The organism is Vitreoscilla sp. C1 (assembly GCF_002951955.2).
In the GTDB taxonomy this organism is placed as follows: Bacteria; Pseudomonadota; Gammaproteobacteria; order Burkholderiales; family Neisseriaceae; genus Vitreoscilla; species Vitreoscilla stercoraria.
In genome coordinates this window covers 2,010,560-2,026,048 of the sequence record NZ_CP019644.2, presented here as the reverse complement: position 1 = coordinate 2,026,048, position 15,489 = coordinate 2,010,560, and the positions used below count along the sequence as shown (strand labels likewise).

Here is a 15,489-nt window from a genome sequence, read left to right as displayed (position 1 = left end):
GTCGCTTTTTTTGATGCATGCCGTTTGATTTAAATCGATATTAAGAGAATGATATTCCGTTAAGATAGCCGCCATACAACACCCGTCTCATGAAAAAGGACGCTTATGACTACCACACACACACAGCCAGCTCCAAGCAACAATTACAACCCACAGCAATTGTTGGCATTTAGAGATGAGTTGACCCGCGTATTGAGCCACCAAATCAGTCTATTGCACGAAATGACTGCCTTGGGTTTGGTGCCGTTTCACAAAGAAAACCATGACTTGATGATTGACGACAAGCATTTGCCTGAGATGGTGAAGCTGTTGGAAGGTGAAAAACACAAGTTACAAAATTTTGATGTGATTTTGGCGATTGTTGGTACGATGAAGGCAGGTAAGTCGACCACCATCAATGCCATTGTTGGCAAAGAAATCATGCCCAATCGCAATCGTCCGATGACGGCGATTCCGACTTTGATTTGTCATAAAAAAGGTCAAACCGAGCCTAGAATTACCTTCAATAACCATCCTATTAACGATTTTCTTGAACAAGTTCACAAATATTTAAAACTCAATACCAAGTCGATTGATAACTTGCAGCCTGAGTTACAAAAATTGTGTATGGGTGTTTTAAAAGGCGTGCGTTTTGAGAACAACAGCACTGGTGCTAAGCGTGTTTTCAATGTGTTGTCGCATTTCAATGATTTGGTGCGTTTGTCTGAAGCTTTGGAAATGGGCGTCGAGTTTCCGTTTTCTAGTTACCGTGACATTCACCAATTGCCGATTATTGAAGTTGAATTTGATTATCTGAAAAATGCAGGACCGAGTTCAGGCCGCTTGATGTTGCTTGATACGCCAGGGCCGAATGAAGCGAAACAGCCGCAATTGAAAGTGATGCTCGAAGAGCAATTGCGTCGCAGCTCGGCAGTGGTTTTGGTTTTGGATTACACGCAATTGAAGTCTGAAGCTGAGGCTGAAGTTCGTGATCAATTAAGCAAGATTCCAAAAATTGACCAAAGTCGTTTGTACACATTTGTGAACAAATTTGACCAAAAAAATGCCAATGCTGACGATGCGCGCATGACCAAAGTATTGGTGGCATCGGATTTGTTGGCAGGGCGTATTCAAATTGATCGTGTGTATCCGATTTCTGCGCAAGACGCGTATTTGGCCAATCGTTTGTCCAATTACATGCGTGTATATCGTGAAAAACCTGTTTATGTAGAATCCAGTTGGGTTGCCGACTTTGCCAAAAAAGCGTTTGGTGAGATTGACGAAGAAGAATGGGCAGAATACAGCGAGAAGACCATTTACCGCCGTATTGAGCGTTTGCTTGAGCGTTCGAATATCAAAGAGCCTGTGGAGCAAGTGATCGTCAGCGCCAACGACAATGCGCCTTATTTGGCAATTTGTTCGGCTTTGGTTGATGTGGACAAAGTGTTTAACGACATTAAAAACGTGTTCAGTATCAATGGTTATTTCAGCCGCCAAGTTGAGCTCAATGAGCAGGATTTGGAGCGCATTAAAGCCGCCATCGTGCAAATGCAGCAAGATCAGAAGAAAGTGAATGAATTGTCTAAGAAGCTCACCCACGAGTTCAAAGACAGCTTGGCGAAACTGAAAAAAGATTTGAACCGCAGCGCGCAACGGATTATTTTTGACGTAGAAAGCCAAACCCAACGTGCGATTGCCAAATTGAGTTCAGAGATGGACAAAAATTTGTTGGATGCACAGCAAAAATACCGTGAAGCTTCGGGTTTGCCTAAGATTTTGCGCATGTTCAAAGGCAATAAAGGCGAGGGCGAAGAGGGCGAAGTGTCTTCTTCTAAAGACAAGCGCCGTGAAGCTGCTGCGCAATTGGCAGCCAGCGAGGACAGCCGCGAGAATCAATTGACCTCTAAAATCTTGACCGTGTCGGCACAAGACAAAGATGCGTTCTTTGAAATGATGAACGATGTGACATTGAGCTTATCGGTGATGGCAAACGACCATGCAACTCAAGCGGTGCAAACGCATTTGGGCATCATGCAGCAAGGCTTGGAAGAGATTCAAGAAGAATATCGCCAATCGTTTGACAGCATTAAACGCAAATTCTCGAATGAAGGCATTGATCTAAAAGTGACGTTGCCTAGCCATTTTGCGATGACACCGCGTTCGGTGAATAAAATTGAATTCAAGCAAACGTCTGTGAAAAGCGAAATGCGTACCAAAGTCATCGAGCAATCGGGCGCTTGGGGTTGGGTCAAACGTGCTGCGGCAACGCCTTTTTCTGCTGATTGGGGTACGGATGATGTGGAATATGAATTGTATCAAGTTGATTTGGTGAAGATTTCAGGTCAAATTGCCGAAGCCATTTATACTCGCGTCATTAAGCCTATTATCAGTGAAGCAGAGTTTGACGTGGGTGTGAAATCGGGCAGCATTGATGAATACGCAGTGAGCATTCAAGCGCAAGTAGACAGCTTGCTCAATGAGTTGCAACAAGCGATTGAAAACGAAAAATTGCCGTACGAAGAAAAAGCCCGTCGCAAAGACAAGCTCAATCAAATTGCCAAGCAGAACTTCAAGGTCGAAGGTCGCATTCAATTTATTAAAGAAGCTTTTAATATTTAAGCTTGGTATCGTGCTGCAAGCGTCCTGTAAAAAGATTACAGGACGCTTTTTTATAGGTAATATCATCTGTATTGGATGAATGCGAAAGGATGAAACATGAGTTTGTTTAGTGGCTTGATGGGCAATGCCAGTGAGGCGAAAAGCGAAAAATGGCAAGAGGCTTTGGCGCAAATTTTGGCAGATGGCGAAATGGTCGACAGTGCGTATCAAGTGTTGCGTGATACTTTGGTGTTGACCAACAAACGTGTCATCTTCATCGACAAACAAGGTGTGACGGGCAAAAAAACCGAATATTTGAGCATTCCTTATAAAAACATTGTCACGTTTTCGATTGAATCGGCAGGCACGTTTGATTTGGAATCGGAATTGAAATTGTGGGTTTCAGGACGCGTCGACCCAATCGAAACCAAATTTGGTCGTGGCGGCGACATTTTGAAAGCGCAAAAAGCTTTGGCTAAATATGTGTTGGGTTTGTGATTTTTTGTGATTTGATGTAGATAGAATGTGTGTTTGAAAGCGTCCTGTAAGGTTTTACAGGGCGTTTATTTTTAAAAAAATATGTATTATTAATAATTTTTAATTTCAAATAGTTTAGATAGGGAGTGGTAATGACTGATTTAAATCTAGGAAATGCTTTATTTGAAGGGTTTAATGATAAAGAAGGTTTAATGATTTGTGGTTATGATTATGGTGAAGAAGATAGTAAAAATGGAGGTGAAGAGATTGTCCCTGATATGTCAAAAGATTGTACATTTTCTAATAAGTCATTGCGTTACGGTGAGATAGCACATACTTGGGTGAGATATGATAAAAAAATCAGAACATGGTTTTCAATTTGGGGACATCCTCTAAATGAAAATGGTTTAGGAGATGATTTTGACAAATGTATTATTCAAACTAATTGGGCATTAGGATCAAGTCCTAAAAGTAAAAAAATTAGCTACTACTTAAAAGATGAAAATATTGCCAATTTCATTGAGCATGTCACAATATTACAACCCAAAGTTATTTTGTTTATGGGTAATCAATTACTAACAAAAGTTCTTCGATCACAGAAAGTATGGGATCAATTTACACCGATTATGGGTGATCAAATTGAACCATTACGAGCGATTAGAATGGAGGGATATGAAGGCAAACCATTGGCGTATATTAATAAGTTTACACAATGTACTGTTGTTGGATTGCCTCATCCATCAGGAAGTCATGGTTTAACAAGTGAATACATCGACTTTTGCAAAGCTGAGTTAGAACCGATTATTACGCAATTTAAAAAAGAAAAAAATATTCTTTAAGGAGCTAAGAGTGAGCATTCATGAAACAAAAGACTCTTTGTTCAGTAGATCTTGATAAATAAGCGGCCTGTAAAGTTTACAGGCCGCTCTTCATATAATCAGTTCAAACCCAATCTAAGATTAAGCTTCAACCGCTTCTTCTTGTGCTACCAAAACCAATTTCGCATTCACATCACGCAAAGCGGTACGAACGCCTTCTTCGATGACTGGATGGTAGAAAGGCATGTCTAACATAGCAGGAACAGTCATTTGTTGTTGGTGAGCCCAAGCCAACAAGTGAGCGATGTGTTCAGCCGCAGGGCCGACCATTTCAGCACCCAAGAACAAGCCTGTGCCTTGTTCAGCGTAAACACGCATCATGCCACGGTTCACACCCATCACACGCGAGCGACCTTGGTTGTGGAACGACACTTCACCGACAACAAATTCGCCTTCAGCGTATTGAGCCGCCACTTGTGCGTATTTCAAGCCGATGCTCATGATTTGTGGGTCAGAGAACACCACGCCAATGGCGCTGCGGCGCAAGCCTTCGGTAATCACAGGGAATGCGCCTGCATTCGTGCCTGCAATCACGCCTTGGTCAGAGGCTTCGTGCAATAATGGCAATTGGTTAGAGGCATCGCCCGCGATGAAGATATGCGGTACGTTGGTTTGCATGGTCAAACGGTTGGCAACAGGTACGCCACGCGTATCCAATTCCAAACCAGCCACGTTTTCCAAACCGATGTTGTCGGTGTTTGGTTTGCGACCGATAGAAGCCAACAAATATTCGGCTTCAAATTCGCCTGTTTCGCCATCTTGTTCGTAAGACACCACCACATTGCCTGCTGCGTTCAAAGCAACCGTGGTTTTGGCATTCAAATGCATGGTCAATTCTTGGTGGAAGATTTCCAAGGTTTTGTCAGCCACTTTAGGGTCAGACACGCCGCCAATCAAATTGCCCAAACCAAACACATGAACGTCTACGCCTAAACGTGCCAAAGCTTGACCCAATTCCAAGCCAATCACGCCAGAGCCGAATACAGCTACTGATTTAGGCAAGGTTTCCCAAGAGAACACATCGTCATTGATGATCAAACGATCACCCAATGCTTCCCATTGTGGCAAGACGATAGGGCGTGAACCTGTGGCAATCACGACACGTTTGGCAGTGATTTGGGTTTCTTCGCCTTCGTTGTTGATCACAACAACAGTGTTGGCATCGGTAAAACGGGCTTTGCCCAAAATGCGTTTGTCTTCTGGCCACTCGTTCACGTCTTCTACTACAAAGCCTACGAAACGGTCACGCTCAGAGCGTACACGATCCATCACCGCTTTGCCATCGACACGAATGTCACCTTCCACATGAACACCAAATTGAGCAGTGTGTTTCGGATGGTGGGCAGCTTCGGCAGCCGCAATCAACAATTTAGATGGCATGCAGCCAACGCGGGCGCAAGTGGTACCAAATTTGTAATCTTCAACGATGTAAACGTTGTCGGTTGATTTGCGAGCTGAGCGGAACGCACCCATGCCAGCCGAACCGCCGCCGAGGATGACGACATCTGCTTGAATTTGTTTCATGTGAGTTGTCCTTATTAAAGTTCAATCAATGGCTTGATAAAGCCGTCGAGTTGATGATTCTGCTGTCAAAATCATCAACTGAACAGCCTTGAAAAGGTGTTCAGAAAAGCCATCTTGCGATGGCTTTTTTTATGCATTCAATTTTAGAAACAATCTAAAATTAAGCTTCAGCAGTCGCGAAGTAAGCTTCCAACTCTTCAGAGCCACCGATGTATTGACCACCGATGAATACTTGAGGTGCAGAAGTTTTACCAGTAATCGCACGTACAGATACGGTAGAAGCATCAGTACCCAAAACGATTTCTTCGTAAGCCAAGCCTTGTTCGTTCAACAATTCTTTTGCTTTCGCGCAGTATTGGCAACCAGGTTTAGTGAAGATGCTGATAGAAGCTTGTTCAGTGAAATCTGGGTTGATGTAACGGATCATGGTGTCAGCATCAGATACTTCAAATGGGTCGCCGTCTTTTTCAGGTTCGATGAACATTTTTGCAACCACGCCATCTTTAACCAACATAGAATAGCGCCATGAACGGTCACCGAAGCCCAAGGCAGTTTTAGCAACCAACATGCCCATACCGCGAGTGAATTCGCAGTTGCCATCAGGAATCACAGAAACGTTTTCAGCTTCTTGTTGTTTTTTCCATTCGTTCATTACGAACGTGTCGTTCACAGATACACAAACGATTTCGTCAACGCCGTATTCTTTGAACTTAGCTGCCAATTCGTTGTAACGTGGCAAGTGAGTAGAAGAACAAGTTGGTGTGAAAGCACCTGGCAAAGAGAATACAACAACGGTTTTGCCGTTGAAAATCTCGTCAGTGGTCAAAGTAGCCCAAGAGTCGCCTACGCGAACTGGGAAAGAACAATTAGGTACGCGTTGACCTTCTTTGTTTTCAAATGCCATGGTAAAACTCCTAATAGAGGTTTTTTGGGGTTAGTAAGGTAAAAACTACAACAGGTTTGTTTCAATTTGATTGAAACCATTATGCTGCAATGCAAATATAAAATGTATTTATCATTATTTATTGGGTGATAGATATTATAAATAATTCCATTCAGATAAACGCGTTAGGTCGCGGTCATCTAAAACCAAGTCAGCCACTTGTTGTTGTGCTTGTTGCTTGAGCTTAAAACGGGTGACAGGCTCTTGCACGTCTGAAGTGCTGCTGGACAAGGTGTGTGTGAAGTCGATGCGGATAACGGTTTCTTCTTCGCTTAAAACCATCCACAAAGATTTGGGTAAGCTCACACCATCTATAAAAGCGGCGTGGCTGGAGCGTTTGCCATCGGCATTGAAATAACGCAAGGCAATGGGTAACACGGTGCTGTTGCTATCGATAGCGGCCTGAAACAATGCACCTTTGAATGAGCGCAAACCTTTACCATCGGAGGTGCGTGATTCTGGGAAAAAGGCAACGGTTTGACCTTGTTTTAATTGTTCGCTGACGACGCTATTGATTTTAGCGGTGTCTTTGCGTTGGGAGCGATTGATGAACACCGTTCCCACGCCAGCAACCACTTTGCCCAATAAAGGCCATGATTGAATTTCTTGTTTGGCAATGAATTGCATCGGTTGTACCGACACCATGGCTAAAATATCAAGCCATGAAACATGATTGGCGACGATCAATAAACCGTTTAAATCCTCAGGAATTTTGCCATGTAACTCGACCCGAACATTCAAAATATTCAGCAAGTCGCGAGATGCTTTTTGCATGAATTGTTCGGTTTTGAGCGAGTGTGGCATCAAATTGGCTTTGCGTGAAGCTTTGAGCAAGTTGATTAACCAACACAATGAACGCCAAAGGCGTTTATAGCGTTGTAACAAGGCAATCGGGCGAGCAGGAGGATTAACAATCATGTTTTGGCATTGTTCATTGTTGGCAAAGAGGACAGTAAAAACTAGAGCGCTGACCGATGACTATTTTGTGTATCAGTCCTGCGCAGCGATGACATGTTTCATTGTCACGCCCATAGACGAAGTATTGTTGCTGAAAATAGCCACTTTTGCCATCACTGTTTACAAAGTCGCGCAAAGTGCTACCGCCAGCGGCAATGGCTTGGGTAAGCACTTGTTTGATTTCAATCACCAATTTTTCGATTTCGTCTATATTGACTTGGTTTGCAGGACGTGTGGGTAAGATGCCGCAACGAAATAATGCTTCATTGGCATAAATATTGCCCACACCAACGACCACATGATTGTCCATCAACGCCAATTTGATTGCTCGCTTTTGTGTTTTTAAAGCGTCCTGTAAATAAATGCGGTTAAATTCAGGCAATAAAGGTTCAGGACCCAGTTTGTTTAACAATGGGTGGTGTTCCAAAGCACCGCTATACCACAGCCATGCACCAAAACGACGCGGATCGTGGTAACGCAGCACGGTACCATTGCGCAAGACCATGTCTACATGGTCGTGTTTGCCGACTTCGGGTATTTGTCCCGCTTCAAACACACGCAAGCTGCCAGACATGCCTAAATGCACCAACACCACACCATGAGCAAAATGAATCAACAAATATTTGGCGCGGCGTTCCACTTTTTCAATTTGACAGCCACCAATGTGTTCATTCAAATCCGTTGGAATAGGCCAGCGTAATTTAGATTGGCGAATGATGACATGGTCTACGATTTGAGCATTCAAAAATGGCGCCACGCCTCGGCGGGTAGTTTCAACTTCTGGTAATTCAGGCATGGTATGGCTTTCATCAAGTATAGGTGGAAGTAGATAAGGTTAAAAAGCTTTGATTCAAGAGCCAAGTTTGCCATACCCAAACTAACATTGTGCTGTGTTAAAGTATGAATACTGAAATCTGAAATGACATAAGGATGGGCGTTTATGGCAAGTTGGCAACAACGGTTATTACCGATGGCACTTGGTTTAACCTTACTCTCGACAGGCACGACATGGGCGCAAACAGTGGTTGAAGCCAGTCAGGCAGATACCAATACTGTGCAATTGGATGAGACTATCTCACCAAAGACGTTGTCACCTGAGGCTAAAAAAGCACGTGCTGCGGCAGAAGAAAAATTGCGTTTGCAGCAAGTCACACAAGATGCCAATGCGTTTTCGGGCATGATTGCCAGTGAATTGGCTTTATTAGAAGGCAATACTCGTGGGGCATTGGGTGCTTATGCGGTATTGTTTGAGCGTACAGGCCGCCCTGAAATGGCAGAGCGCGCCATTCAGATTTCAATTGGACAAGGCGCTTATGCTGAAGCGCAGATATTGTTAGACCGTTGGCGTAAAATTGAACCTGTGCCAACCGTATTACAGCGTCAAGTGGCGTGGGAATTGAGTGCCGCTCGTGGTGATGCGAAGACGGCTTTGGCAAACTTGAATGATGTATTGCCATATGTGGATGACATCAAAATCAAACGCATGTTTTTATTGTTGGCACAATTGAGTTTGAGTGGTGGCGAAGTGGCCCATCAAGGCTATGACACGGTGCGCAATGCGGTGAAAAATCATGCCAATTTGCCCGAAGCAGCAGTGGCAGAGGCGATGTTTGCAGCTTTGTCTAACCATGATAAAGAAGCGATTGCGGCGTTGAATCGTTTGGCCAAATTAGATGCAGATATTAGCCCAGCAACGCAAGTGGTTATTGGGATTTTGGCGCAGCGCAAACCTGAATTAGTCAGCCAATTTTTTGCTCAAGCTGATTCTCGATATTTATCGGATGTGTGGCGAGAATTGCAAATTGATGCTTTGGTCAAAAGTGAGCAATTTGAGCAAGCATATCAATTGATACAACAAGAATTAAGTCAAAATCCACGTACTGAGTTACAGATTCAGGCCGGTATTTTGGCGATGAAGAAAAATGATTATGCCGCTGCGGAAGCTTGGTTACAGCGCGCTTATCAAAATGGTAATGTAGAAGAACGCAATCGTGTTGCGACTTTGTTGGCGGTGTTGTCGTTTGGACAAAAGAAAAACGAAGCGGCGATGCAATGGACCGATAAAATTGATGCGCCTGCTTTCCAATTTGATAAAAGTGTGATTTTGGCAACGGCAGCAGCAGAGCGCAAAGATTGGGATGCGATGCGCAAGGCTTTGGATCTTGCCAAAGACCATAAACCCACAGGCAATCATTTGTATGATGAACAGCAATGGCGTCATTTGGAATTGATGTGGATTAGCAAGCAAGCGCCCAATGAAGCGTATGCGCAATACACTCAATTGATTGAGGCGCAATTGAAAAGCGCGTCGCCAAATCGAGAGGTTTTGGCAGATTTGTATGCGGAGCGGGGTATTTTGTTGGCGGACAAATTCAACCGTCCTGAAGAGGCGATGCAAGACTTGGGCAAGCAATTGCAATTGCGTCCTGACAGTGCCGATGCCATGAATGCTTTGGGCTATACGATGCTCAGCAATGCAGCTTCGCGTGAGCAAGGTTTTGTGTTGCTAGAACGTGCGTTTAAATTGTCACCACAAGCACCACACATCAATGACAGTTTGGGTTGGGCGTATTTTTTAAAAGGGCAGCCTGAAAAAGCGTTGGCATATTTGAAATTTGCGTATGAAAAATACCCTGATGCAGAAGTAGCCGCGCACTTGGTTGAGACTTACCATGCTTTGGGCGATGAAAAAAATGCGCGGGCTTTGGCCAAGCAAGGTTGGAAACTCAATCCCGAACATCCTGTATTGCTCGACACTTTAAAACGGTTGAATTTGTTGCCAAATAAAGAGGTACAGCCATGAATTGGCGCTTCGGTGGCGTGGTTTTAGCTAGTGTTTTGTTGGCAGCGTGTCAAACAGTGCCTGTGGCCAAAGATTGGCATGAGCGTCCTGAAAATAAAACATCATTCGATGCTTCAGGACGCTTGGCGGTCAAACAAAATGACAAAGGCTCTTATGCCAATTTCGATTGGAGCAGCAGCGGTAAGATGCAACAATTGGATGTGAACACGCCTTTGGGCAATACTGTGGGGCAGTTGTGCCAAGATGCACAAGGCGTGGTTGCAGTTGCCAGCGATGGCTCACGTTTTGAAGCGGCAACAGCGAGTGAATTGAGCGAGCGTTTGATGGGCTTTGCCATTCCTGTGGAGGCTTTGGATGTGTGGGCGCATGGGCATTGGCATGAGCGCAGCCCACATACAGTGCTTGAAGATGGGCGCTTGTTGCAAGACGGTTGGGTAATTGAACGACAAGTGAATGAAGAGGGTCAACCGCGTTTGTTATTGCTAGAAAGTGAACAATTGAGCATTCGATTGTTGTTCAGCCAATACCAAAGTCCTAGCACTTTACCAGACACAGAGGTGTGCGAGCGCAGCGCTTGAGTATGAAGAATATGGAAAATATGAAATGGCTTTGATGAATGTGCCTGCCGATGCGCAGGCTTTTTTGGCACCTGCCAAATTGAATTTGATGTTACACATTGTCGGTCGCCGTGAGGATGGTTACCACTTGTTGGAAACGGTATTTCGTTTTATTGGTTTGTATGACACTGTGCATGTGCGAGTGCGTGATGATGGCGAAATTGTTTTGCATACCTTGATAGACGGCGTGGCACCTGAGCAAGATTTGAGTGTACGTGCTGCGGTTGCACTTAAAACACACACGGGCAGTGTGTTGGGTGCAGATTTGTGGGTAGAAAAAAACATTCCTATGGGTGGTGGCTTGGGCGGTGGCTCGTCTGATGCTGCAACCGTTTTGTTGGCTTTAAATCAGTTATGGCAAACGGGTTTGTCACGCCAAGAGTTGATGGATTTAGGCGTGCGTTTGGGTGCAGATGTACCTGTTTTTATTTTTGGGCGCAATGCTTTTGCTTCGGGTATTGGTGAAATTTTGAGCGAAGTTGTGCTAAAAAATCAATGGTATGTGGTGATTAAGCCCAATGTGCATGTTCAAACCGCAAAAATATTTAATCACGAACGCTTGACACGCGATTCTAAGCCTAGCATAATGCGAATCCTCGAATCGACGCAGCAGCATAGAAATGATATGCAGCAAGTCGTTCTGGAAGAGTATGCAGAAGTCAAAGAAGCTTTGGATGTATTAAAACAATACGGCGATGCTTTAATGACGGGTTCTGGGGCATGTGTATTTTTACCGATGCCGAATGAATCAGCTGCTAAAAAAGTGTATACAGCGGTTGCATCACATTTCGAAGCATATTGTGTTGTAGGGCTAGATAAACATCCTCTTGCAGAAATAGATTGAGTTTTTTGGGGTGTCGCCAAGTGGTAAGGCACTGGATTTTGATTCCAGCATTCGTAGGTTCGATCCCTACCACCCCAGCCAAAAATCTTTCTATATCGCCCAGTTTATTGGGGTGTCGCCAAGTGGTAAGGCACTGGATTTTGATTCCAGCATTCGTAGGTTCGATCCCTACCACCCCAGCCAAATAGAAAAAGCGCATTGGTTAAGCCGATGCGCTTTTTTGCATTTTGAATTTGTTGGTTAATAGTTGATTTTTATTGATAATTTGGTATTGGCAGTGGAAATTATCCTATGGGATGGTGTATCATTACGCGCTTGACCGTGCGGCGGTCACCGTTACATTGGGAACGCAGCATTATGAACACACAATTTCATCATTTGAAACAAGGCGCAGAAGACGACATGGCAGCATACGACAGCTTGATGGTATTTACGGGTAATGCCAACCCGAAATTGGCAGAAAACGTAGTGAAACACTTGGATATTTCGTTAGGCCGTGCGTCTGTAACCCAGTTTTCTGATGGTGAAGTAGCCATTGAATTATTGGAAAACGTGCGTGGTCGCGATGTGTTTATCGTACAACCTACTTGTGCACCGACCAACGACAATTTGATGGAAGTTTTGGCGATGGCAGACGCTTTGAAGCGCGCTTCTGCAGGTCGTATTACGGCAGCGATTCCTTATTTTGGTTACGCTCGTCAAGACCGTCGTCCTCGTTCTGCACGTGTGCCGATTTCTGCGAAATTGGTTGCCAACATGTTGTATTCAGCAGGTATCGACCGTGTATTGACGGTGGATTTGCATGCTGACCAAATTCAAGGTTTCTTTGATATTCCTGTAGACAATATTTATGCTACTCCGATTTTGATTCACGACATTTTACAACGTCGTTTTGAAGACTTAATCGTGGTGAGTCCTGACATTGGTGGTGTGGTGCGTGCGCGTGCTGCTGCGAAAATGTTGAATGTTGATTTGGCTATTATTGACAAGCGTCGTCCTAAAGCCAACGTCGCTGAAGTGATGAACATCATTGGTGATATCAACGGCAAAACTTGTTTGATTATCGACGACATGATCGATACTGCCAATACTTTGTGCAAAGCAGCGACTGCGTTGAAAGAACGTGGTGCTAAGCGTGTGGTGGCTTATGCTTCTCATGCGGTATTCTCAGGCGAAGCAGTGGCGCGCATTGAGTCTTCAGACATCGACTTGGTCGTTGTAACCGACACCATTCCATTGAGCGCACAAGCGGAAGCATCTGAACGCATTCACCAAGTGACCATTTCTGGTTTGTTGGCTGAAACTGTTCGTCGTATCAGCAATGAAGAATCTGTATCGTACCTCTTCAATGAGGACGTTACCGCGCCGGGAGCGCGTTTTCTCCCATAACCTATGATAGAGCCGTCTTAAGTTGGTCGCGACCGATGGCGGCGTTATTATCTAATCTGGAGTTTTATTATGTCTCAATCTATTCAAGCTATCGTTCGTGACGTACAGGGCACTGGTGCGAGCCGCCGCCTGCGTCGCGCTGGTCAAGTTCCTGCAGTTGTTTATGGTGAAAACCAAGAAGCAACTATGGTTGCTATTGACGGTACTGCGATTTTTTACGCATTGCAAAAAGAATCTTTCCATTCTTCTTTGTTGAAATTGTCTTTGGATGGTAAAGAAGTTGACGTGATCGTGCGTGATTTCCAAATGCACCCATTCAAACCAGCCGTTTTGCACGTAGATTTCCAAGCTGTTGATGCTGCTAAAGTCATCAAAGTTAAAGTACCTGTACATTACATCAACGCTGAACAATCTCCTGCAGTTAAATTGCAAGGTGGCCGTGTAAGCCGTTTGATCCAAGCGATCGAAGTTTACGCACCTGCTGCTAACATCCCTGCACAATTGACTGTTGATTTGAAAGCGGCAACTGCTGGCCAAATCGTTCACATTTCTGACATCGTATTCCCAGAAGGCGTTGAAAGCGTATCTTTGAAACGTGATGAAAACTTGGCGATTGCTGCAATCACTGGTAAAAAACGTTAATTTGAAGATTTTAATATCTTTGAGTTGAATCAAAAGCGTCCTGTAAATTTTACAGGACGCTTTTTTTATGTTTAAGATACATTATGCTGATTGCAAATTTTGATGATTAGGATGCGCCGGCATATGGTATTCAATCAATTTTCTCGTGCTTTAACCACGCCTATTTGGCTGTTGGTGCTGGTGAGTATGGTGCCTTGGTATATCAGTTTTTTAGCCCAGTACAGCGATATGCTTGCTAGGTATTGGTATGCTTTGGGCAATCGCTTTGCGCCTTGGGAATGGGTGGCGCCTTGGGAATGGGTGGCTTTGGTGTGTGCCATGTGGGCGATGTTGGTGTTGGCTTTGATATCTAGTGTGGCCAAATACCAAAAATTGTGGCACACCTTGGGTGTGGTTTTATTTGGGTTTTTTGCGCAAAAGGCTTACATTGAGGGCTTAGACAATGATGGGACGCGTAAATTACTGGGTATGGTTTGCATCGCTATTTATTATTTTGCCGGCTATTATTTGATTCATTTGATGTACAGCATCGAATACAAAATATTGCGATATCGACGTTTGGGTAAAAATACCTTTCCCACACTGAAAATCAACATCCACCATGATTTCACTTATCGCATTGCTGAAAAAAATATTTTTCTATTAATGTTTATTAATATGGCTTGGCTGGGATTGTATTATATGGATTTCAGTCAGCTTGGTTGGCGCACAGCAAGCTGCGTGGTCATCGGTGTGCTGGGTGTGGTGATATTGGGATTGCAGCGTTTGAAGTTGATACAGGCTTGGCAGTTGACAATCAATCGTGAAATGGGTTGGTTTCGTTTGGATGAAGCAGGGATGCATTGGTGTTTTGATGTGATTGAATGGTCATCTTTTTATCGTTTGGGAACAAAATACCCACCTGTTTGCCATCATCATGAAAACTTCATTGCCTGGCAAGATGTTGAGACCATCGGTTTTCTTGAAACCCCCAAGCATCCAAAACAGAAAAAAGTTCTCGATTATCCTGAATTCATCCTCATTTGCTCACGTGTTTTGCCGCCATCTGATCATCAAGTGCAAGTGTTGTTGCCTTATATCCGAACTGAATATTTTTTCATGAGTTGTTGGAAATTTGCCAAAAGACCACGGCCGTGGGTAAGACATATCGCCCTGTCAAAACCTCGTAATGGGATGTTGAAGCTTTAGGGTAACCAACCAATTTGTTCTAATTTTTTGACCAAGGTAGTATGGAATTTGGCATAGCCTGCATCGTTGGCATGGACTGTGTCTGCGCGCAAATCTTCATCGCCCAAAACATCGCTCCAAGCGTCCTGTAACAAATACACTTGGTGTTCTTTGGCCAATTGTTCGTACATATCGTGGTCGCTAGGATGCCCTATTGCGGCAGCAAGACTCAAATAAGGTACGGCAACTAACAATACTTTGGCACCGTTTTGTTGGCTTAATTGTATGCTTTGGCTGATATTGGCGCGGGTTTCTGTATTGGGTTTTTGTTGTAAAAAATCATTGCCACCTATGCTGATAATGACCAGTTCTGGTTGGTATTCGCTGAGTAAATCGGGCAAGCGTTCTAAAGCTTGGGCAGAGGTGTTACCCGAAACACCGCCATTGATGACATTCCAACCACTAGATTGCGCCAATAAGCTTGGATAAGCCATAGTTTTGCTGCTAGCGCCCACACCTTGTGTTAAGGAGTCTCCCAAAATCAAGACGGTACTGTTTTGGGACAAAGCCTGTTCATGACTTGCGCCACAGGCATTGACGAATAGGCCAATCAAAGCAATACAAGCGGCCTGTAAAACATATTTGTATGACATTTTAATTCCTTTGCGCCC

At 44.1% G+C, this 15,489-nt stretch carries 14 protein-coding genes and 2 tRNA genes; 11 read left to right on the top strand and 5 right to left on the bottom strand.

Going from position 1 to position 15,489, the window contains the following annotated elements; all coding sequences use genetic code 11:
* The first annotated feature begins 105 nt into the window (after positions 1–105).
* From ADP71_RS09970 to ADP71_RS09960, 3 genes are all read left to right on the top strand, one after another.
* Complete coding sequence (locus ADP71_RS09970; RefSeq protein ID WP_171461131.1) at positions 106–2,598, top strand: dynamin family protein; 2,493 nt, start codon at positions 106–108, stop codon at positions 2,596–2,598.
* A 96-nt stretch (positions 2,599–2,694) separates the two neighbouring features.
* Positions 2,695–3,075 carry a PH domain-containing protein gene (locus tag ADP71_RS09965; RefSeq protein ID WP_171461130.1) on the top strand — a complete coding sequence of 127 codons (381 nt, stop codon included), beginning with the start codon at positions 2,695–2,697 and terminating at the stop codon, positions 3,073–3,075.
* A gap of 131 nt (positions 3,076–3,206) precedes the next feature.
* Positions 3,207–3,893, top strand: a complete 687-nt coding sequence (locus tag ADP71_RS09960; RefSeq protein WP_171461129.1) for a hypothetical protein — start codon at positions 3,207–3,209, stop codon at positions 3,891–3,893.
* A 120-nt stretch (positions 3,894–4,013) separates the two neighbouring features.
* Here ADP71_RS09960 and ADP71_RS09955 read toward each other — a convergent pair whose 3' ends face one another.
* The 4 genes from ADP71_RS09955 to mutM all read right to left on the bottom strand — a co-directional run bounded on the left by ADP71_RS09955 (position 4,014) and on the right by mutM (position 8,152).
* On the bottom strand, positions 4,014–5,456 hold the full coding sequence (locus ADP71_RS09955) for a dihydrolipoyl dehydrogenase (protein ID WP_104932100.1): 1,443 nt from the start codon (positions 5,454–5,456) through the stop codon (positions 4,014–4,016).
* Positions 5,457–5,616: 160 nt separating this feature from the next.
* The gene (locus ADP71_RS09950; RefSeq protein WP_019957015.1) at positions 5,617–6,360 is read right to left on the bottom strand and encodes a glutathione peroxidase; all 744 of its coding nucleotides are present in this window, start codon (positions 6,358–6,360) and stop codon (positions 5,617–5,619) included.
* Between the two features lie 135 nt (positions 6,361–6,495).
* Positions 6,496–7,317, bottom strand: a complete 822-nt coding sequence (locus ADP71_RS09945; protein ID WP_019957016.1) for a lysophospholipid acyltransferase family protein — start codon at positions 7,315–7,317, stop codon at positions 6,496–6,498.
* A gap of 13 nt (positions 7,318–7,330) precedes the next feature.
* Complete coding sequence (gene mutM / locus ADP71_RS09940) at positions 7,331–8,152, bottom strand: bifunctional DNA-formamidopyrimidine glycosylase/DNA-(apurinic or apyrimidinic site) lyase (RefSeq protein WP_019957017.1); 822 nt, start codon at positions 8,150–8,152, stop codon at positions 7,331–7,333.
* Between the two features lie 144 nt (positions 8,153–8,296).
* Here mutM and ADP71_RS09935 point away from each other — a divergent pair, with 144 nt between their 5' ends.
* The 8 genes from ADP71_RS09935 (at position 8,297) to ADP71_RS09900 (ending at position 14,839) form a co-directional block, all read left to right on the top strand.
* Positions 8,297–10,159 (top strand): tetratricopeptide repeat protein, encoded by a 1,863-nt coding sequence (locus ADP71_RS09935; protein ID WP_019957018.1) that lies wholly within the window; start codon positions 8,297–8,299, stop codon positions 10,157–10,159.
* The gene (locus tag ADP71_RS09930; protein WP_019957019.1) at positions 10,156–10,737 is read left to right on the top strand and encodes an outer membrane lipoprotein LolB; all 582 of its coding nucleotides are present in this window, start codon (positions 10,156–10,158) and stop codon (positions 10,735–10,737) included. The genes ADP71_RS09935 and ADP71_RS09930 overlap by 4 nt, the downstream gene beginning before the upstream one ends.
* A 34-nt stretch (positions 10,738–10,771) precedes the next feature.
* Positions 10,772–11,620, top strand: a complete 849-nt coding sequence (gene ispE / locus ADP71_RS09925; protein WP_026353338.1) for a 4-(cytidine 5'-diphospho)-2-C-methyl-D-erythritol kinase — start codon at positions 10,772–10,774, stop codon at positions 11,618–11,620.
* Positions 11,621–11,626: 6 nt separating this feature from the next.
* Positions 11,627–11,701 (top strand) — tRNA-Gln (locus ADP71_RS09920).
* Between the two features lie 27 nt (positions 11,702–11,728).
* A tRNA-Gln gene (locus ADP71_RS09915) sits at positions 11,729–11,803 on the top strand.
* A 219-nt stretch (positions 11,804–12,022) separates the two neighbouring features.
* Positions 12,023–13,009, top strand: a complete 987-nt coding sequence (locus ADP71_RS09910) for a ribose-phosphate pyrophosphokinase (protein WP_026353339.1) — start codon at positions 12,023–12,025, stop codon at positions 13,007–13,009.
* Between the two features lie 69 nt (positions 13,010–13,078).
* Positions 13,079–13,651 (top strand): 50S ribosomal protein L25/general stress protein Ctc, encoded by a 573-nt coding sequence (locus ADP71_RS09905; protein ID WP_019957022.1) that lies wholly within the window; start codon positions 13,079–13,081, stop codon positions 13,649–13,651.
* A gap of 123 nt (positions 13,652–13,774) precedes the next feature.
* On the top strand, positions 13,775–14,839 hold the full coding sequence (locus tag ADP71_RS09900; RefSeq protein WP_171461128.1) for a hypothetical protein: 1,065 nt from the start codon (positions 13,775–13,777) through the stop codon (positions 14,837–14,839).
* Here the strand turns inward: ADP71_RS09900 and ADP71_RS09895 are convergent.
* Positions 14,836–15,471, bottom strand: a complete 636-nt coding sequence (locus ADP71_RS09895; protein ID WP_019957024.1) for a GDSL-type esterase/lipase family protein — start codon at positions 15,469–15,471, stop codon at positions 14,836–14,838. The two genes, ADP71_RS09900 and ADP71_RS09895, sit on opposite strands and share 4 nt — an antisense overlap.
* Between the last annotated feature and the right edge of the window lie 18 nt (positions 15,472–15,489).

Bases quoted from the DNA above. Each gene is read 5' to 3' on its own strand.
- ADP71_RS09970 (WP_171461131.1), top strand. From the start codon at position 106: ATGACTACCACACACACACAGCCAGCTCCAAGCAACAATTACAACCCA.
- ADP71_RS09965 (WP_171461130.1), top strand. From the start codon at position 2,695: ATGAGTTTGTTTAGTGGCTTGATGGGCAATGCCAGTGAGGCGAAAAGC.
- ADP71_RS09960 (WP_171461129.1), top strand. From the start codon at position 3,207: ATGACTGATTTAAATCTAGGAAATGCTTTATTTGAAGGGTTTAATGAT.
- ADP71_RS09955 (WP_104932100.1), bottom strand. From the start codon at position 5,456: ATGAAACAAATTCAAGCAGATGTCGTCATCCTCGGCGGCGGTTCGGCT.
- ADP71_RS09950 (WP_019957015.1), bottom strand. From the start codon at position 6,360: ATGGCATTTGAAAACAAAGAAGGTCAACGCGTACCTAATTGTTCTTTC.
- ADP71_RS09945 (WP_019957016.1), bottom strand. From the start codon at position 7,317: ATGATTGTTAATCCTCCTGCTCGCCCGATTGCCTTGTTACAACGCTAT.
- mutM (WP_019957017.1), bottom strand. From the start codon at position 8,152: ATGCCTGAATTACCAGAAGTTGAAACTACCCGCCGAGGCGTGGCGCCA.
- ADP71_RS09935 (WP_019957018.1), top strand. From the start codon at position 8,297: ATGGCAAGTTGGCAACAACGGTTATTACCGATGGCACTTGGTTTAACC.
- ADP71_RS09930 (WP_019957019.1), top strand. From the start codon at position 10,156: ATGAATTGGCGCTTCGGTGGCGTGGTTTTAGCTAGTGTTTTGTTGGCA.
- ispE (WP_026353338.1), top strand. From the start codon at position 10,772: ATGAATGTGCCTGCCGATGCGCAGGCTTTTTTGGCACCTGCCAAATTG.
- ADP71_RS09910 (WP_026353339.1), top strand. From the start codon at position 12,023: ATGGCAGCATACGACAGCTTGATGGTATTTACGGGTAATGCCAACCCG.
- ADP71_RS09905 (WP_019957022.1), top strand. From the start codon at position 13,079: ATGTCTCAATCTATTCAAGCTATCGTTCGTGACGTACAGGGCACTGGT.
- ADP71_RS09900 (WP_171461128.1), top strand. From the start codon at position 13,775: ATGGTATTCAATCAATTTTCTCGTGCTTTAACCACGCCTATTTGGCTG.
- ADP71_RS09895 (WP_019957024.1), bottom strand. From the start codon at position 15,471: ATGTCATACAAATATGTTTTACAGGCCGCTTGTATTGCTTTGATTGGC.